At 53.6% G+C, this 18,791-nt stretch carries 16 protein-coding genes; all 16 read right to left on the reverse strand.

Features of this window, described 5'->3' with window-relative positions; translation table 11 throughout:
- Positions 1-81: 81 nt before the first annotated feature.
- The 16 genes from accA to tsf all read right to left on the reverse strand — a co-directional run bounded on the left by accA (position 82) and on the right by tsf (position 18,685).
- A complete protein-coding gene (gene accA, locus RVY89_RS14930; protein ID WP_008501895.1) occupies positions 82-1,041 on the reverse strand; it encodes an acetyl-CoA carboxylase carboxyl transferase subunit alpha in 960 nt (319 codons plus the stop codon).
- Positions 1,042-1,053: 12 nt separating this feature from the next.
- Positions 1,054-4,536, reverse strand: a complete 3,483-nt coding sequence (gene dnaE, locus RVY89_RS14935) for a DNA polymerase III subunit alpha (protein WP_484825749.1) — start codon at positions 4,534-4,536, stop codon at positions 1,054-1,056.
- 38 nt (positions 4,537-4,574) lie between these two features.
- Positions 4,575-5,171 carry a ribonuclease HII gene (gene rnhB / locus RVY89_RS14940; protein ID WP_257258663.1) on the reverse strand — a complete coding sequence of 199 codons (597 nt, stop codon included), beginning with the start codon at positions 5,169-5,171 and terminating at the stop codon, positions 4,575-4,577.
- Positions 5,168-6,316: a lipid-A-disaccharide synthase gene (lpxB, locus tag RVY89_RS14945; protein WP_484825750.1), complete on the reverse strand. Its 1,149-nt coding sequence runs from the start codon at positions 6,314-6,316 to the stop codon at positions 5,168-5,170. The genes rnhB and lpxB overlap by 4 nt, the downstream gene beginning before the upstream one ends.
- Entirely contained in the window at positions 6,316-7,104 is a 789-nt protein-coding gene (gene lpxA / locus RVY89_RS14950; RefSeq protein ID WP_484825751.1) for an acyl-ACP--UDP-N-acetylglucosamine O-acyltransferase, read from the reverse strand. Before lpxA ends, lpxB begins: the two co-directional genes overlap by 1 nt.
- Positions 7,105-7,107: 3 nt before the next feature.
- Complete coding sequence (gene fabZ / locus RVY89_RS14955; protein ID WP_010426706.1) at positions 7,108-7,563, reverse strand: 3-hydroxyacyl-ACP dehydratase FabZ; 456 nt, start codon at positions 7,561-7,563, stop codon at positions 7,108-7,110.
- A 102-nt stretch (positions 7,564-7,665) separates the two neighbouring features.
- Positions 7,666-8,691 (reverse strand): UDP-3-O-(3-hydroxymyristoyl)glucosamine N-acyltransferase, encoded by a 1,026-nt coding sequence (gene lpxD, locus RVY89_RS14960; RefSeq protein WP_032644136.1) that lies wholly within the window; start codon positions 8,689-8,691, stop codon positions 7,666-7,668.
- Positions 8,692-8,694: 3 nt separating this feature from the next.
- A complete protein-coding gene (gene skp / locus RVY89_RS14965; RefSeq protein WP_032644135.1) occupies positions 8,695-9,189 on the reverse strand; it encodes a molecular chaperone Skp in 495 nt (164 codons plus the stop codon).
- A 122-nt stretch (positions 9,190-9,311) separates the two neighbouring features.
- Positions 9,312-11,729: an outer membrane protein assembly factor BamA gene (bamA, locus tag RVY89_RS14970; protein WP_371899234.1), complete on the reverse strand. Its 2,418-nt coding sequence runs from the start codon at positions 11,727-11,729 to the stop codon at positions 9,312-9,314.
- Between the two features lie 29 nt (positions 11,730-11,758).
- On the reverse strand, positions 11,759-13,111 hold the full coding sequence (gene rseP, locus RVY89_RS14975) for a sigma E protease regulator RseP (RefSeq protein ID WP_023310458.1): 1,353 nt from the start codon (positions 13,109-13,111) through the stop codon (positions 11,759-11,761).
- Positions 13,112-13,122: 11 nt separating this feature from the next.
- Positions 13,123-13,980, reverse strand: a complete 858-nt coding sequence (cdsA, locus tag RVY89_RS14980; protein WP_023310457.1) for a phosphatidate cytidylyltransferase — start codon at positions 13,978-13,980, stop codon at positions 13,123-13,125.
- 12 nt (positions 13,981-13,992) lie between these two features.
- Positions 13,993-14,751: a (2E,6E)-farnesyl-diphosphate-specific ditrans,polycis-undecaprenyl-diphosphate synthase gene (ispU, locus tag RVY89_RS14985; RefSeq protein WP_024907522.1), complete on the reverse strand. Its 759-nt coding sequence runs from the start codon at positions 14,749-14,751 to the stop codon at positions 13,993-13,995.
- A 186-nt stretch (positions 14,752-14,937) separates the two neighbouring features.
- Entirely contained in the window at positions 14,938-16,137 is a 1,200-nt protein-coding gene (ispC, locus tag RVY89_RS14990) for a 1-deoxy-D-xylulose-5-phosphate reductoisomerase (RefSeq protein WP_484825752.1), read from the reverse strand.
- A 95-nt stretch (positions 16,138-16,232) separates the two neighbouring features.
- A complete protein-coding gene (frr, locus tag RVY89_RS14995; protein WP_014882629.1) occupies positions 16,233-16,790 on the reverse strand; it encodes a ribosome recycling factor in 558 nt (185 codons plus the stop codon).
- A gap of 167 nt (positions 16,791-16,957) precedes the next feature.
- Positions 16,958-17,683, reverse strand: coding sequence for a UMP kinase (gene pyrH, locus RVY89_RS15000; protein WP_008501910.1), 726 nt, complete (start codon positions 17,681-17,683; stop codon positions 16,958-16,960).
- A 150-nt stretch (positions 17,684-17,833) separates the two neighbouring features.
- Entirely contained in the window at positions 17,834-18,685 is an 852-nt protein-coding gene (gene tsf / locus RVY89_RS15005; protein WP_014882627.1) for a translation elongation factor Ts, read from the reverse strand.
- Positions 18,686-18,791 lie beyond the last annotated feature (106 nt).

Genomic DNA, 18,791 nt, shown 5'->3' on the forward strand with positions numbered 1-18,791 from the left:
CATTAGCTAAGCATAGCCCGGCTAAACCGCAGGTATAAAAAAAGCCGCAACAGTGTGCGGCTTTTCAGATAATTGTGAGGCTTATGCGTAGCCGTAGGTCATCAGACGCTGGTAACGGCGGTTGAGCAGATCTTCTTTGCTCAGCACGTCCAGGTCTGCCAGATCGGCCAGCAGCTGCGCTTTCAGAGACGCTGCCATCACTTCCGGCTTACGATGCGCACCACCCAGCGGTTCCGGGATGATGGAATCGATCAGCTTGAGCTCTTTCAGGCGTGGCGCAATGATACCCATTGCTTCTGCGGCCAGAGGCGCTTTATCGGCACTTTTCCACAGAATGGACGCACAGCCTTCCGGGGAGATAACGGAATAGGTGCTGTACTGCAGCATATTCACCTTATCACCCACGCCAATCGCCAGCGCGCCACCGGAACCACCTTCACCGATAACGGTACAGATGACCGGCACCTTCAGACGAGACATCTCGCGCAGATTGCGCGCGATGGCTTCAGACTGGCCGCGCTCTTCCGCACCCACGCCAGGGTAGGCACCCGGGGTGTCGATGAAGGTGATGATTGGCATATTAAAACGCTCAGCCATCTCCATCAGACGCAGGGCTTTACGGTAGCCTTCTGGGGCTGGCATACCGAAGTTACGACGGATTTTCTCTTTGGTTTCACGACCTTTCTGATGACCAATGATCATCACCGGGCGCCCGTCCAGACGCGCGATACCGCCAACGATAGCTTTATCGTCAGCGTATGCGCGATCGCCTGCCAGTTCGTCAAATTCGTCAAACGCCAGGCGGACATAATCCAGGGTGTACGGACGCTGTGGATGGCGAGCCAGCTGGGCCACCTGCCATGCGCCGAGATCGGCAAAGATTTTGCGCGTCAGCTCTACGCTTTTCTCGCGCAGACGATGCACTTCTTCGTCGATGTTAATATCCAGTTTTTCATCCTGACGGCTTACCGCTGTCAGAGAATCGATTTTCGCTTCCAGCTCAGCAATCGGCTGTTCGAAATCAAGGAAATTCAGACTCATAGTATTCCTGTATTAGTCAAACTCCAGTTCCACCTGCTCCGAACCAATGAGGCCACGGAGATCGTTTAGTAAACGATCGCTCGGAGAGACACGCCACGTTGCACCAAAGCGCAACCGCGCACGTGCATCCGCCCTCTGATAGTAGAGATGTACTGGAATTGTCCCCGAGCGGTGGGGTTCCAGAGACTGACGGAGTCGGTTTAAAAGCTGGTCATCAATTTGCCTGTCCGTCAGCGAGATAGCAAGCCCGCGAGCATATTTTTCCCGGGCTTCGTCAATGTCCATCACTTCGCGGGCGGTCATTTTAAGCCCCCCACTGAAGTCATCAAAGCTGACCTGTCCGCTGACGATAAGTATGCGGTCTTTTTCCAGCAATTGCTGGTATTTATCCAGCGCGTCGGTGAACAGCATCACCTCCAGACGCCCGGAACGGTCATCCAACGTACAGATGCCGATACGATTGCCGCGCTTGGTGACCATAACCCTTGCAGCAATCACGAGCCCCGCAGCCGTGGTGATTTTACCACGTTCTGTCGGATGCATGTCTTTTAGCCTGTGGCCGCCGACATAGCGCTCAATTTCTTTAATGTACTGGTTGATCGGGTGACCCGTCAGATACAAGCCTAACGTTTCACGCTCGCCGTCCAGCACCACCTGTTCTGGCCACGGCTGGCAGTTGGAATACGACTGCTCAATCTGCTCCGGCTCTTCCGCCAGCACCCCGAACATATCCGCCTGGCCAATGGCTTCCGCTTTGGCGTGCTGATCCGCCGCTTTCAGGGCGTCGCCCAGCGAGTTCATCAGCGCGGCGCGGTGCGGCCCCAGCCTGTCAAACGCGCCGGACATGATCAGTTTTTCCAGCACGCGACGGTTCAGTTTTTTGGTATCGGTACGGGCACAAAGATCGAACAGCTCGCGGAAATACCCGCCGTTGTTGCGCGCTTCGATGATCGCCTCGATCGGACCTTCGCCTACGCCCTTGATCGCGCCAATCCCGTAAACGATCTCCCCGTCGTCATTGACGTGGAAATGGTAAAGACCCGAGTTGATATCCGGCGGCAGGATCTTCAGCCCCATGCGCCAACACTCATCCACCAGCCCTACCACCTTCTCGGTGTTGTCCATATCCGCGGTCATTACCGCAGCCATAAACTCAGCAGGATAGTGCGCCTTCAGCCACAGCGTTTGATACGACACCAAAGCATAGGCGGCGGAGTGAGATTTGTTAAATCCGTACCCGGCGAATTTCTCCACCAGGTCGAAAATTTTCATCGCCAATTCGCCGTCAATGCCGTTTTTCTTAGCACCGTCTTCAAAGATGGAGCGCTGCTTGGCCATCTCTTCCGGCTTTTTCTTACCCATCGCACGACGCAGCATGTCCGCGCCGCCGAGGGTATAGCCGGAAAGCACCTGGGCGATCTGCATAACCTGTTCCTGGTACAGGATAATGCCGTAGGTGGGCTCCAGCACCGGCTTCAGGCTTTCGTGCTGCCACTGAACGTCCGGGTAAGAAATCTCTTCGCGACCGTGCTTACGGTCGATAAAGTTATCTACCATCCCTGACTGCAGTGGTCCCGGACGGAACAGGGCAACCAGTGCGATCATATCTTCGAAGCAGTCGGGCTGCAGACGCTTAATCAGATCTTTCATGCCGCGGGATTCAAGCTGGAAGACGGCTGTTGTCTCCGAGCGCTGCAGCATGTCGAAACTTTTCTTGTCATCCAGCGGGATGGCGGCAATGTCTATGGGCTCAAGGCCCTGCTTTTCCCGGCGCGGGTTGATCATCTTCAGCGCCCAGTCGATGATCGTGAGCGTACGCAGGCCGAGGAAGTCAAACTTCACCAGCCCGGCGTATTCCACGTCGTTCTTATCAAACTGAGTAACCGGATGCTCACCCGCTTCATCGCAGTAGAGCGGCGCGAAGTCGGTAATTTTGGTCGGCGCGATAACTACGCCCCCCGCATGCTTACCGGCGTTACGCGTGACGCCTTCCAGCTTGCGCGCCATGTCTATCAGCGCTTTCACTTCTTCGTCAGCTTCGTAGATTTCCGGCAGCTGAGGTTCGGCTTCAAACGCTTTTGCCAGCGTCATGCCCGGATCGGGCGGCACCAGCTTAGAAATACGATCGACAAACCCGTACGGGTGGCCCAGCACGCGGCCGACGTCACGGATAACCGCCTTCGCCGCCATCGTACCGAACGTAATAATCTGCGATACCGCATCACGGCCGTACATATCGGCAACGTGCTCGATCACCTGGTCGCGTTTCTCCATGCAGAAGTCGACGTCAAAGTCGGGCATGGAAACACGTTCCGGGTTAAGGAAACGTTCGAACAGCAGGTCGAATTCCAGCGGATCGAGGTCGGTAATTTTCAGCGCATACGCCACCAGAGATCCTGCACCGGAGCCACGCCCCGGTCCGACCGGTACGCCGTTATCCTTCGACCACTGGATAAACTCCATTACGATCAGGAAGTAGCCCGGGAAGCCCATCTGGTTGATAACCTGGAGTTCAATATCCAGGCGCTCATCGTACGGCGGCCGCTTCTCTTTGCGAACGGCCTCATCCGGGAACAGGAATTCCAGACGCTCTTCCAGACCTTCTTTTGATTTGACGACCAGGAAATCTTCCGTGGTCATGTCACCCGTCGGGAACTGCGGCAGGAAGTACTCGCCAAGGCGGACGGTAACGTTACAGCGCTTTGCAATCTCTACGCTGTTTTCCAGCGCTTCGGGGATATCGGAGAAGAGCTCACACATCTCCTCTTCGCTGCGCATGTATTGTTGCGCGGAGTAATTACGCGGCCGCTTCGGATCGTCGAGGGTGAAACCATCGTGAATTGCGACGCGAATTTCGTGGGCGTCAAAATCCCCCGGCTCGAGGAACCGCACATCGTTTGTCGCAACGACGGGCAGCCCGCGTTCTTCCGCAAGTGCGACTGCCGCATGCAGATAGCTCTCTTCGTCCTGGCGACCGGTGCGGATCAGCTCCAGATAATAACGATCCGGGAAATACTCTTCATAGAACGAGACGCATTGATCCACCAGCGCGCTATTGCCGCGCAGCAGGCATTTGCCGACATCACCCATGCGGCCGCCGGAGATCAGCAGCAGCCCTTCGTTCAGTTCAGCCAGCCAGTCCCTGTCGATCCACGGGCCCAACGCACCATATCCGCGCTGATAGGCTTTTGAAATAAGCAGAGTGAGGTTTTGATAGCCCGTGTTGTTCATTGCCAGCACGGAGATTTGCGTCATTTCATCGCCGATGAGATCGCTCTGCACATGAAAATCCGCCCCGACGATAGGCTTCATCCCCGCGCCGTGCGCCGTTCCGTAGAACTTCACCAGGCCACACAGGTTGGTAAAATCGGTGATCGCCAGCGCGGGCATGCCAAGGGAGGCCGCCTTTTTTACCAGCGGCCCGGTCTTCGCCAGCCCATCGATCATGGAGTAGTCGCTATGCACCCGCAGGTGTACGAAACGTGGTTCAGCCATCTTCAGATTCCGCGTTACTTAATTGCTTGCGTATTGATTCAGGACACCCGTCCCAGCGCGCGTTTCACCGGGCCAAAACTGCGACGGTGGTGCTCGGTTGCGCCATGTTCAGCCAGCCTTTCCAGATGGAAAGGTGTGGGATACCCCTTATGCTGGGCGAAACCATACTGAGGGTAAGTGAGGTCCAGCGCGGCCATTTCGGCGTCGCGCGTCACTTTGGCAATAATAGAAGCTGCGCTAATTTCTGCGACCCGGCTATCGCCTTTGACGACCGCCATTGAAGGCATGGGCAATGCAGGACAGCGGTTGCCGTCAATCAGAACATATTCCGGGGAAATTTTCAGGCCTGCTACCGCACGCTGCATCGCCAGCATCGTGGCATGCAAAATATTCAGCTCATCTATTTCATGCGGTTCAGCGCGCCCCAGGCTCCAGGCCAGCGCCTTCTCCTGAATCTCATCAAACAGCGCCAACCGGCGCTTTTCAGACAATTTTTTTGAGTCGTTCAGCCCGATAATCGGGCGAGCCGGATCGAGGATCACCGCGGCGGTGACCACAGCCCCAACTAACGGGCCACGACCCACTTCGTCCACACCCGCCACAAGGCGAGTGTGAGGATAAACAAATTCCATCATTTTGCTAGCTCCAGCACCGCATCAGCCGCTTGCTCATCAGCATTACAGCGAATCAGTTGATGCAGTTCGCGGAAGGTATCGTGCATCTGGTGGCTGGTCTTACCGTCGGCGAGAAGCGGCAGCAGTGCATCGGCAAGCGCCTGCGGCTGGCACTCATCCTGCAGCAGCTCTTTCACCAGCTCGCGCCCGGCAAGCAGGTTTGGCAGCGAGACATAATCTGTTTTCACCAGACGTTTTGCCAGCCAGAAGGTGAACGGCTTCATGCGATAACCGACCACCATAGGGCATTTCGCCAGCATACATTCCAGCGCCGCCGTGCCGGAGGCCAGCAGCGCGGCATCGCTCGCATACATCGCTTCCCGCCCTTTCCCGTCCAGAAGACGGACGTGAAGTTCCGGGGCGACTTCCGCTTTGATGCGCTCAAACTGTTCGCGGCGTTTGGCATTTACCAGCGGAACAACCACTTCAAGATCCGGATAGGTCTGGCGAAGAATCTGCGCTGTTTTGAGGAAATCGGCACTCAGCATCTCAACTTCTGCGCCACGGCTGCCTGGCAGCAGTGCCAGACAGTGCACATCATGCGGGATGCCAAGCGCGTCGCGCGCCGCGTTCTTATCCGGATCCAATGGCATCGCATCCGCCATGGTATGACCGATAAAACGGCACGGAACATTAAATCTGTCGTAAAACGCTTTTTCGAAAGGCAGGAAAGCCAGCACCAGGTTGGTGGACCGTCCGATTTTGAAAACGCGTTTCTGTCGCCACGCCCAGACGGACGGACTGACGTAGTGAATCGTTTTGATACCCTGCTTTTTCAGATTCCCTTCGAGGGTAATGTTGAAATCAGGCGCATCGATACCGACAAACACATCGGGTTTGAGTTCGGTAAAGCGGCGGGTGAGATCGGCACGGATGTGCAGCAAGCGGCGGAGCCGTCCCAGCACCTCAACGATGCCCATCACGGCGAGCTCTTCCATTTCATACCAGGCTTCACAGCCTTCGGCCTGCATTAGCGGGCCAGCAACGCCAACAAAGCGAGCATTGGGTACACGCGCCTTAAGCGCGCGGATGAGACCTGCACCAAGAATATCGCCGGAGGTTTCTCCGGCGACCAGGGCTATCGTAAGCGGACGACTGTCGACCATTAACGAATCAGACCCCTTGTTGAACGGTCAAAGAATTCCATGAACGCGTTCACTTCCGGGTACTTGTTCGCCAGTTCGGCAATTTCCGGCTTAGCCTCTTCCAGCGTTTTACCGCTACGGTACAGCAGTTTGTACGCGTTGCGGATGGCAGTAATCGCTTCGCGACTAAAACCACGACGCTTGAGGCCTTCAATGTTCACGCCAAACGGCGTGGCATGGTTGCCCTGCGCAATCACATACGGTGGGACGTCCTGCGCCACACCGGAGCATCCGCCAACCATCACGTGCGCACCAATGATGCAGAACTGATGGACTGCGGTCATGCCGCCAATAATTGCGAAGTCATCAACCGATACGTGTCCTGCCAGCGTTGCGTTGTTGGCAAGAATACAGCGGTCACCCACGGTACAGTCGTGCGCGATATGCGCATTAACCATAAACAGGTTATCGCTGCCCACCTTCGTCAACCCACCACCCTGTACTGTTCCACGATGAATGGTGACGCTTTCGCGAATACGGTTACGATCGCCAATTTCCAGACGGGTCGACTCACCAGCATATTTCAGATCCTGGTTAACTTCACCGATGGAAGCGAACTGATAGATCTCGTTATTGCAGCCAATGGTCGTGTGACCATTCACGACAACGTGAGATTTCAGTACTGTACCCTCACCAATTTCGACATGGGGTCCAACAATACAAAACGGGCCAATGTGGACGTTAGCGCCAACGATGGCACCGGTTTCCACAATCGCGGTAGGATGAATAAAGGCGGATTTATCAATCACGTATCAGGACTCCCGGCTACGAGCACACATCATCGTCGCTTCGCAAACAACTTTGCCGTCAACCAGCGCTACGCCTTTGAAGCGAGTCAGGCCACGACGCGTTTTTTCAAAAGTGACTTCCATGATCATCTGATCACCAGGCACGACAGGGCGCTTAAAGCGCGCTTCATCAATACCCGCGAAGTAATACAGCTCACCTGGCTCCAGTTTACCGACGCTTTTAAACGCCAGAATACCGGTAGCCTGAGCCATCGCTTCCAGAATCAACACACCCGGGAAGATAGGCTTACCAGGGAAGTGCCCCTGGAAGAACGGCTCGTTCACGGAAACATTTTTCACTGCGCGCAGAAAACGACCTTCTTCAAAATCCAGCACACGGTCTACCAGCAAAAACGGGTAGCGGTGCGGCAGAAGTTCTAAAATCTCTTCAATATGCAGAGTATGAGTGTCAGTAGTCAAAATACTCTTCCTGTCAAAATGTACTGATAACAATAATAACACGGCCTGCCGGTTTATTAGAAAGCCGACAGGCCGGGAAAAATAGCGTTAAACGGATGACGCTTAATCTTGTTGATCGATCTTACGCTCAAGGGACTTGAGGCGCTTGCTCATATCATCAATGTTCATCACCAGAGCTGCTGTTTTACGCCATACCTTGTTGGGTTGTAGCGGAATGCCTGAAGAATAGACGCCAGGTTCAGTGATAGGACGCATTACCATGCCCATTCCCGTCACGGTGACCTTGTCGCATATTTCCATATGGCCATTAATCACGCTCGCGCCGCCAATCATGCAATAACGGCCAATTTTCAGACTGCCTGCCATGATGACGCCACCCGCAACCGCGGTATTGTCGCCAATCACAACGTTATGCGCAATCTGGCACTGGTTATCGATGATAACACCATTGCCAATGATCGTGTCGTCAAGCGCGCCACGGTCAATGGTGGTACAGGCGCCGATCTCCACGCGATCGCCAATAATAACGCGACCAAGCTGCGGGATCTTAACCCAGTTACCGCGATCGTTAGCGTAACCAAAGCCGTCAGAACCAATCACAGTGCTGGACTGGACGAGGCAATTTTCGCCAATTTCAACGTCATGATAAACGGACACGTTGGCCCATAAACGGGTCCCGGCGCCGATTTTCGTATTTTTCCCAACGAAACAACCCGGGCCAATGACGACGTTATCGCCCAGCACAACGCCGGATTCGATAACCGCATTCGCGCCAACGGCGACGTTGTTGCCAAGCCTGGCCGTCGCATCAATCGCTGCACTGGCAGCAATGTTCTGGGCCGGCTGCGGCGTGGTATCAAGAATTTGAGCCATGCGTGCATACGTCAGGTAGGGGTTTTTCACTACCAGCGCGCTTACAGTGGCAAATGGAAGATCGTCCTGCGTCAGTACAACAGCTGACGCCTGGCATTGAGCCAGTTGCTCACGGTACTTAGGGCTTACCATGAAGGTAATCGTGCCAGCTTTAGCAGATTGCATGGACGCAACAGCGGTGATGACGATATCGCCATCACCGTGTAATTCTGCATCCAACTGCTGAGCTAAATCAGCCAGTCGAATTGAAGGCATTACTTATTTAACCTGTTTCAGAACATCAGCAGTGATGTCTTTAACATCTTTGCTGTTATAAGCAACGGCGTTCGCATCTACAACCAGATCGATACTCTGATCGGCAGCCACTGCTTTAACAGCGGTCTGAATGCGAGTTACCAGCTTGCCGCGTTCTTCGTTAGAACGACGCTGACGATCCTGCTCGAAAGCCTGCGCTTTCTGGGAGAACGTCTGGCGCTGAGCCATTACGTCTTTTTCCAGCTTGCTGCGGTCGCTTGCTTTCATGGTAGAACCATCACGCTGCAGACGCTGCATTTTGGACTGAAGATCGTTTTCCATACCCTGCAGTTCGCTTGCACGGCCTTTGAATTCGTTTTCCAGAGTCGCAGAAACACCTGTTTTCTGTGCAACCTGCTGGAACAAATTACCCATGTTGACGATTGCAATTTTGTCTGCTGCCTGAGCAGAAGTTGCCATCGCTAAACCGAGACCTGCAGCTAATAACCACTTTTTCACAATTAACTCCTTACCATCCCATTGGCACCAGAAGGTACCGTTCTTTGCGTGGCAAGGCGACCGTGTTACCGATCGCCAGTTGTCAGCGCTACACTGCCAACGCATTCCTTTGCAGCGGATTATTACCAGGTTTTACCAATGTTAAACTGGAATTGCTCCGACTTATCTCCATCATATTTCTTAAACGGCTGGGCGTAAGAGAAGACCAACGGCCCCAGCGGTGACATCCATTGTAATGCGATACCGGCAGACATGCGAATATTGCTCGGATCGCTGTAGTCAGGAATGCCTTCTGCGCGCATCTGGGCAGTATTCTGCCAGTTGGTATCCCACACGGTACCGGCATCCCAGAAGAAGGACGTACGGACCGAGTTCGCGTATTTATCACTGATAAACGGCGTTGGCGTGATGAACTCCAGGCTGGCAACGGCCATGGCGTTACCGCCCACCGCGTCATCAGAGCTACAGACTTCGGAAGAGGAAGACTTATTACAGTTATCTTTGTCGTTCCCGCCGTAGTAAACCGCTTTCGGACCAATGTTGTTGGACTGGAAGCCACGAACGGTGCTTGAGCCACCCGCATAGAAGTTTTCATAGAACGGCAGTTCTTTGCCACCCAGACCATCGCCATAGCCCCAACGGGTACGACCCAGAACCACCCACTTATGATCGTCATCGATCGGGAAGTAGGACGCGGTATCCAGCGTGACCTTATAGAACTCGTTATCGGAACCCGGCACGGTCACTTTACCGTTCAGGTTGACGCGAGAACCTTCCGTTGGGAAGTAACCACGGTCGAGACGGTTATAGGTCCAGCCGTAGTTGAAGGTGAAGTCATCCGCCGCGAAGCCATTGTCATGGCCATTTTTGCTGGTTGACTGACCAATCGAGTCCAGATAACGCCACATCGCCACCTGCGGCTGCATGTTGGACAGGTCGTTATGCACGTAACCTAAGCCCGCACGCAGGGTGTTGTATTCGTTGACCGGGAAGCCAAGCGTACCGTCCACACCGTAACTCTTGTTGGTGTAAGAAGACAGGTCCGCGTCGTCTGCTTTAAAGTCGTTATAGAAGATACGACCGCCCAGGCTTACACCGTCTACGGTGAAGTATGGGTTAGTCACAGAGAACTCAGAGTAGGTCTGGTAGTCGTTTTTGGTGCCGTTAATACCGACAGAGTAACCCGTACCCAGCCAGTTATCCTGCTGCACGCCGACCTGGAAGCTAACGCCGCTTTCAGTACCGTAGCCCACACCGAAGTTGAAGCTACCGGTGTTGCGCTCTTTCACTTTATAAACAACATCAACCTGATCCGGGCTGCCCGGTACGCGCTGCGTATCGGTATCCACCGTTTCAAAATAGCCCAGACGGTTCAGACGCTCTTTACCCTGATCAACGAGGTCGCTACCCAACCATGCGCCTTCCATCTGACGCATTTCGCGACGCAGAACGGAGTCTTTGGAAGTGTCGTTACCGACGAAGCGGATCTTACGCACGTAGAAACGGTTGCCCGCATCAACATTTACGTGCAGCTTAACGGTTTTATCCGCATCGTTGATTTCCGGCTGAGTCTGTACGCGCGGATAGGCATAACCGTAGCGGCCGAGCAGCTTCTTAATGCTGTCTTCCATTTTGGTTACTTTGGAACCGCTATACAGGTCACCCGGCTGAATTTTGGTCAGCGATTCGATTTCAGCAGAATGCCCCGCCAGGTTACCACTCACTTCAACACCTGAAAGCTTGTACTGCTCGCCTTCAGTGATGTTAACCGTAATGTAGATGCCTTTCTTGTCCGGAGTCAGACTGACCTGAGTCGAGTCGATGTTGAAACGCGCATAGCCACGATCGAGATAGTAGCTGCGCAGGGTTTCAAGGTCACCCGCCAGTTTCTGTTTCTGGTATTTGCGATCGCCCACCACGTTCCACCACGGCACTTCATCGCGCAGCTGGAAGGTGGAGATCAGTTCGTCGGTGCTGAACGCGTGGTTGCCGACAATGTTGATCTGCTGGATCTTCGCAGAAACACCTTCCTGGAAGACCAGCTTCAGGTCAACACGGTTACGTGGCAGCGGAGTGACAACCGCTTTCACGCTGGCGCTGTATTTACCGACGCTGTAGTAGAAGTCTTCCAGACCTTTTTCAATGTCTGAAAGGGTTGTGCGGTCCAGAGATTCACCCACACGAACACCCGATGCTTCAAGGTTCTGCTTGAGCATGTCATCTTTCACCGATTTGTTACCGGAGAAAGTGATACTGGCAATCGTTGGACGTTCTTTTACCTGTACCAGCAGCGTATCACCATCGCGCAGGACGCGAACGTCCTCAAAGTTGCCGGTGGCAAACAGAGCACGGATGGTGTTACTGATATCATCATCATTAACCGTATCGCCGGGGCGTACAGGCATACTGAGGAGGGCCGCACCAACGGCGACACGCTGGAGGCCTTCGAAATGAATGTCTTTCACTACGAACCCGTCAGCACCGTATACGGTGGCGCTGCTAAACAGCAGCGACGCTATGAGCAACTTTTTCATCGCCATCGTTATTATGCGTTCTTCCTAACACTCTCTTACAACCGAGAGAAATCATTGAAAAGTGCAAGCCCCATTAACAGCACCAGCAAAATCGAGCCAATGCGATAACTAAAGTCTTGAACTCGCTCGGATACCGGTCCGCCTTTTAGCTTTTCAATCGCTAAAAACAGCAGATGACCCCCGTCTAAAACGGGAAGCGGGAACAGGTTGATTATCCCAAGGTTCACGCTAATGAGCGCGAGGAACATGAGATAGTAAATCACCCCGAATTCCGCTGACATCCCAGCCCCCTGAGCAATCGAAATTGGCCCACTGAGGTTGTTCAGTTTCACATCACCGGTTATCAATTTCCCCAACATGTTGACCGTCAGCTTCATCAGTTGCCATGTTTTATCCGTGGCTTCAAGGATGGCGCTGAACGGCCCATACTGGCGTATTGTCTTGTACTCATCTGGCAGCGGGATCACTTTTGGCACTACGCCTGCAAACCCTTCTGCCTTCTTGCCGACCGACTTCGTATCCGGGATCAGCGTCAGCGAAAGCGGACTGCCTTGCCTTTCAACTTCCAGCGCGAGAGACGTTCCCGGATTATCGCGCACCAGAGTAACAAAGGTCATCCACTCTGTTAATGGTTGACCATCGACTTTAACGATCCTGTCGCCCGCTTGCAAACCCGCTTTGCTCGCCGCCGAGTTGGCCTGGACTTCGGCTAATACCGGCTCGATCTGCGCGCCGCGTGGACGAATGCCCAGCGCAGCGACGGGATCCTCTTTGTCCGGCTCGAAACGCCAGTGACGTAAATCGAGGACTTTGTCCTGACGCGTATCTGAACCAAACGGCGATACGCTGATGGTGGTCTGCGGATCGCCAATTTTGGCGACCAGCTGCAGTCGCACGGCATCCCAATCAGGGGTTTCGATGCCATCAATCGCTTTAAGTTCCATCCCGGATGTAATTTGTGCACTCGCGGCGATGGAGTTGGGAGCAATTTCTCCCACCACCGGACGCACGCCAGGAACGCCGATGATGAACACCAGCCAGTAAGCGAAAATCGCAAAGATGAAGTTGGCTACCGGTCCGGCAGCAATGATGGCGGCGCGTTGTCCAACGGTTTTATTGTTGAATGCACTGTGTCGCAGCTCAGGCGCGACAGGCTCGACGCGTTCGTCGAGCATTTTGACGTAGCCGCCCAGCGGGATAAGGGCGATGACAAATTCCGTGCCGTGGCGATCGGTGCGCGTCCAGAGTGATTTGCCAAAACCGATGGAAAATCGCTCTACGCGCACGCCACAGCGGCGAGCAACCCAGAAATGGCCAAATTCATGCACGGTAATCAGTACACCCAGTGCAACAATGAACGCCGCCAGATTCCAGAGAATGCTCAGCATAAAACCTTCCGTTAAATCGTCCCGAATACCAGTAAAAGCAAACACGCAAACACTGGAACAGCCGCTGTCAGGCTATCAATGCGATCCAGTATACCGCCGTGCCCTGGAATCAGGTGTCCGCTGTCCTTAATCCCTGCTTCACGCTTAAACATACTTTCGGTTAAATCACCGAGCACGGAGGCAAGCGCAGCAAAAATCGAGCACACCAGCAGTATTGACGGTGCCACTTCAAGATTCGCCCAGACGCCGTAGCCCCAGGAGATGATCGCTGCCGTAAACAGGCCGCCGATGAATCCTTGCCAGGTTTTGCCCGGAGAAACCTTCGGTGCCAGCTTATGTTTGCCAAACAGTTTACCAAACATATAGGCCCCGGAGTCAGCTCCCCAGACCAGAATCATCACATAAAGCAGCCAGATCGCACCGCTGTAGTGGTTTTCGTCATAGTGCCAGGCTCGCAGCGCAACCATACCCCAGAAAAAAGGAATAATTGTGAGCAAGCCAAAAATCAGTCGCAGCACTTTTGAATTACGCCATAATGCCGCGGAGCCTGGATAAAAAAGAACCAGCAACAGCGCGGCAACCCACCAGGCCAACGATATCCACAAGGAACCGGCAACCAGGGGCTGATGAATATCATGGTGATATTCAGGCAACGTAAACAGCATTATGGCCAGGATAAAGCCACAAAGTACCGCAAGCCATACTCGCTGAGTGCGCGAGGTAAAGCCGCTAAACTGTCCCCATTCCCACGCGGCGAGCATGCACACCACCAGCGTGACAATAGCGAATCCCACCGGGGGCAGTAAAAACAGCGCCGCAATGACAATGGGTATTAATACAAAAGCGGAAATCAGGCGATACTTCAGCAAAAGCTACCCCCATCAGGCTTTGTCGCCACCAGGCTCGGTGCCGCCGAAACGACGCTCTCGATTGGCAAAGGCATGCAGCGCACCTTCAAAGTCTTGTTCATCAAAATCGGGCCAAAGAACATCCGTAAAGTAAAGTTCGGCATAGGCAATTTGCCATATCAAAAAGTTACTTATGCGATGCTCCCCCCCTGTCCTAATTACCAAATCCACAGGCGCCTGTTCATTCATGCAGATTTGCTTGCTCAGCGCCTCTTCATCAATTTGGTCGGGTCTCAACAGCCCTTCCTGAACCTGTTCGGCCAGATGCCGAACGCCCTGGATAATATCCCAGCGCCCGCCGTAATTCGCCGCAATATTCAGCGTCAGACCGGTATTATTTTCCGTCAGCGCTTCTGCTTTGCGAATCCGTTCCTGCAAGCGTGAGTTAAAACGACTGGTATCGCCAATGATACGCAGGCGGACGTTGTGGCGGTGCAGGCTTTTTACTTCGCTGTCTAGCGCCCACACAAACAATTCCATCAACGCAGTCACTTCCTGCAGAGGTCGATTCCAGTTTTCACTGCTAAAAGCATAGAGCGTTAACGCATCAATGCCGTTGTTGGCGGCAAAAGAAACGGCGCGACGAACGGATTTCGCCCCTGCTTTATGCCCAAAGGCTCGTATCTTCCCTTGTCTTTTCGCCCAGCGGCCATTGCCATCCATAATGATTGCTACATGACGGCAGCCATGAGCTGGCAAATTTTCGCTTATTGGTTGATTCGCAGACAACATAACGCGTTTTTTGTCCCTGAAAAGGATTTAACGGTACTCAGGAATACTGAAGCCTATACATAAAAAAGCCGTGTCAAACCACGGCTCACCTGACCACATTAAGTCAAATACCTGCGATCAGGTGGCGCAGACTATATCACTGAAGCCCAACGCTAACAAATAGCACGACGACTAGTGCTTGCTTTATCACCAGCTTGCGAGACGTGTCACCTGTTGGCGCGCAATATTACGCGCAGCTGCATCCACCGCCAGCACCTCTTCCACGCTTTGTGGTTCGCGCAAATCCATCATCTCCAGTACCGATAAATTTAACGACGCGATATCGGTAAAACGAATTTGCTGATTCAGAAATGCCTCAACGGTAATTTCATTGGCTGCATTAAGTGCCGTTGTCGCCGCCTGCCCCTGGTCAAAGGCATTCATCGCAAGCTTCAGACAAGGATAGCGGTCATAGTCTGGTTCACTGAACGTCAGGGAACTTAGCTTGCAGAAATCAAGCGGCTTCACGCCGGACTTCACTCGATTTGGCCACGCCATGGAATGGGCAATCGGCGTACGCATGTCCGGCTCGCCCAGCTGTGCCAACACGCTGCCATCCTGATAACGCACCATCGAGTGAATCACCGATTGCGGGTGAATCAGTACTTCCATCTGTTTCGCTGACGCATTAAACAGCCAGCGCGCTTCAATGTATTCCAGACCTTTGTTCATCATGGTGGCAGAGTCAACGGAGATTTTACGCCCCATCGACCAGTTCGGATGACGGCACGCCTGATCCGGCGTCATGGCGCGCAGTTCAGACAGTGGCGTTTCACGGAACGGGCCACCAGACCCGGTAAGCAGAATAGACACCACGCCATTCTGCTCCAGGTCAGCGTACCCCAGGTTCTGTTGAAAAGGTTGCGGTAAACTCTGAAAAATCGCGTTGTGCTCGCTGTCGACCGGCAAAAGACGCGCTCCGCGCTGCTTCACCGCATCCATAAACAGGCGTCCACAGGTGACCAGCGACTCTTTATTGGCCAGCAGAACGTCCTTGCCGGCATCAATCGCGGCAAGCGTGGGCAATAATCCTGCCGCACCGACGATAGCCGCCATCACCTGATCCACCTCATCCAGTGCCGCCATCTGGCATGCCGCCTGTTGGCCACTCAACACCTCGGTTCGGCTGCCCTTTTCACGCAGCTGTGCTTTCAGCAAGCGTGCGCTCTCTTCGTCATCCATCACCGCATAGCGGGGCGCAAACTCCAGGCACTGCTCAACCATTCGCTGCACATTCTTACCGGCCACCAGCGCTGTCACGGTGTAAAGTTCAGGATTATGGCGAACAACGTCGAGAGTGCTGCAACCGATAGAGCCGGTTGAGCCGAGGAGTGTTAAATGCTTCATGAGATGCCCGAAAAAAGTTAGACCAGATAAAAGCAAAACGCCGCCAGCAAGACCCGAAGTCCCTCTGAACGGCGTTTATCAGTGTACGACAGAAATCAGAACTGCATCAGTTCCGCTTCTTTATCTGCCAGCGCCGCATCAATTTTCTTGATGGCAGCGTCGGTCATTTTCTGAATGTCGTCCTGAGAACGACGATCGTCATCTTCACTGATCTCTTTTTCTTTCAGCAGCGCTTTTACTTTATCGTTCGCGTCGCGACGGACGTTACGCACGGATACACGACCCTGCTCAGCTTCGCCACGAACGACTTTGATCAGATCTTTACGACGCTCTTCCGTCAGTGGAGGCAGTGGAACGCGGATGTCAGAACCCGCAGAGCTTGGGTTCAGTCCGAGGTCAGAGGCCATGATCGCTTTCTCAACGGCCGGGCTCATAGAACGATCGAACACGTTGATTTTCAGCGTACGGGTATCTTCTACCGTGACGCTCGCCAGCTGACGCAGAGGGGTTGGCGTACCGTAGTATTCTACGATGATGCCATCCAGCAGGCTTGGGGAAGCACGGCCAGTACGGATTTTGCTGATTTGGGTTTTGAACGCTTCTACGCATTTTTCCATGCGTACTTCAGCATCTTTTCTGATGTCGTTAATCACGTTACGAATCCTTGAAAACTTGTCTCAGGCAGACTATCCGCCAGCACAGCGCTACAGGTGTGCTAAGTATAGTCGCGTTTAATTCATGACAACGCCAAAGGCGCGCCCGGGTAAGATACCACTACAAAATAAAGCGGAATCTTACCTGTATTTATCGTCAACGGAAATTATTCCGTGATCAAAGTGCCTTCTTTTTCGCCCATGACCACGCGACGCAGTGCGCCAGGTTTATTCATGTTGAAGACACGGATCGGCAGTTTGTGGTCGCGAGCCAGCGTGAAGGCGGCAAGATCCATCACTTTCAGCTCTTTATCCAGCACTTCGCTGTAGCTCAGCTGATCGTACATGGTTGCAGAAGGATCTTTTGCCGGGTCGGCAGTAAACACGCCGTCTACTTTGGTCGCTTTCAGTACCACATCGGCTTCGATCTCGATACCGCGCAGGCAGGCGGCGGAATCGGTCGTAAAGAACGGGTTACCCGTACCGGCGGAGAGGATCACCACGCGGTTATTGCGCAGCAGGCTGATGGCTTCTGCCCAGCTGTAATTATCGCAAACGCCATTCAGCGGAATCGCGGACATCAGGCGGGCATTCACATAGGCGCGATGCAGTGCATCACGCATTGCCAGGCCATTCATGACGGTTGCCAGCATACCCATGTGGTCGCCCACTACGCGGTTCATCCCCGCTTTCGCCAGACCAGCACCACGGAAAAGGTTGCCACCGCCAATGACCACGCCAACCTGGATACCCAGTTCGACCAGTTCTTTGATTTCCTGTGCCATGCGATCAAGGATGCTTGCGTCAATACCGAAGCCTTCCGATCCCTGCAGCGCTTCGCCACTCAGCTTAAGCAGAATGCGTTTGTACACGGGTTTTGCATTGGTAGCCATGTTTCTTTCCTGAGACTGTCAACGATTAAGATGGGGGTTAATTCTGGCGACATGATATGCCGCAAATCAGCACAGCGATACTGGAGCCTGTCTGATTTCCTGTGACGGGTGACAAAAAGAAGCCGCCCTCAGGCGGCTCCTTTTCAATCATTAAGACTGCTTGGACATTGCAGCAACTTCTGCTGCGAAGTCAGTCTCAACTTTCTCGATGCCTTCGCCCACTTCGAAGCGGATGAAGCCAGTTACGTCAGCGTTGTGCTCTTTCAGCAGCTGAGCAACAGACTTGCTTGGGTCCATTACGAATGGCTGGCCAGTCAGAGAAACTTCGCCGGTGAATTTCTTCATGCGGCCTTCAACCATTTTCTCTGCGATTTCTTTTGGCTTACCAGACTGCATCGCGATGTCCAGCTGAACCTGGTACTCTTTCTCTACCACTTCAGCAGACACGTCTTCTGGCTTAACGAATTCTGGTTTGCTTGCAGCGATGTGCATAGCCAGCTGTTTAACCAGCTCTTCGTCAGCGCCTTTAGCCGCAACCAGAACACCGATACGTGCACCGTGCTGGTAAGAGCCCAGAACGTCGCCTTCCAGAGAAGATACGCGACGGATATTGATGTTCTCACCGATTTTAGCAACCAGCGCAACACGTTCTTCTTCGAACTGTGCTTTCAGAACTTCAACGTCAGTGATTTTACCAGCAACAGCTGCGTCCAGAACTTTGTTAGCAAATGCCTGGAAACCACCATCTTTAGCAACGAAGTCAGTCTGGCAGTTAACTTCCAGAATGATGCCGTAGTTGCCGTCGATCTTAGTGATGATCACGCCGTCAGCAGCAACGTTGCCTGCTTTTTTAGCTGCTTTGATCGCACCGGATTTACGCATGTTTTCGATTGCCAGCTCGATGTCGCCGTTCGCTTCAGTCAGCGCTTTTTTGCAATCCATCATGCCTGCGCCAGTACGCTCGCGCAGCTCTTTTACCAGGGATGCGGTAATTTCAGCCATTCTTAAATCCTCGGGAGATGTGAACTGCCCGGCCGGGGGCCAAACAGTGTAAATTGAAAAAAGGGGCCGGTAATGGGCCCCTATTCATACACGGTACTAATAAGGG

This window comes from Enterobacter sp. 3U4, assembly GCF_057224565.1.

Bases quoted from the DNA above. Each gene is read 5' to 3' on its own strand.
- pyrH (WP_008501910.1), bottom strand. From the start codon at position 17,683: ATGGCTACCAATGCAAAACCCGTGTACAAACGCATTCTGCTTAAGCTG.
- ispC (WP_484825752.1), bottom strand. From the start codon at position 16,137: ATGAAGCATTTAACACTCCTCGGCTCAACCGGCTCTATCGGTTGCAGC.
- bamA (WP_371899234.1), bottom strand. From the start codon at position 11,729: ATGGCGATGAAAAAGTTGCTCATAGCGTCGCTGCTGTTTAGCAGCGCC.
- lpxD (WP_032644136.1), bottom strand. From the start codon at position 8,691: ATGCCTTCAATTCGACTGGCTGATTTAGCTCAGCAGTTGGATGCAGAA.
- accA (WP_008501895.1), bottom strand. From the start codon at position 1,041: ATGAGTCTGAATTTCCTTGATTTCGAACAGCCGATTGCTGAGCTGGAA.
- rnhB (WP_257258663.1), bottom strand. From the start codon at position 5,171: ATGATGGAATTTGTTTATCCTCACACTCGCCTTGTGGCGGGTGTGGAC.
- lpxB (WP_484825750.1), bottom strand. From the start codon at position 6,316: ATGGTCGACAGTCGTCCGCTTACGATAGCCCTGGTCGCCGGAGAAACC.
- rseP (WP_023310458.1), bottom strand. From the start codon at position 13,111: ATGCTGAGCATTCTCTGGAATCTGGCGGCGTTCATTGTTGCACTGGGT.
- ispU (WP_024907522.1), bottom strand. From the start codon at position 14,751: ATGTTGTCTGCGAATCAACCAATAAGCGAAAATTTGCCAGCTCATGGC.
- dnaE (WP_484825749.1), bottom strand. From the start codon at position 4,536: ATGGCTGAACCACGTTTCGTACACCTGCGGGTGCATAGCGACTACTCC.
- tsf (WP_014882627.1), bottom strand. From the start codon at position 18,685: ATGGCTGAAATTACCGCATCCCTGGTAAAAGAGCTGCGCGAGCGTACT.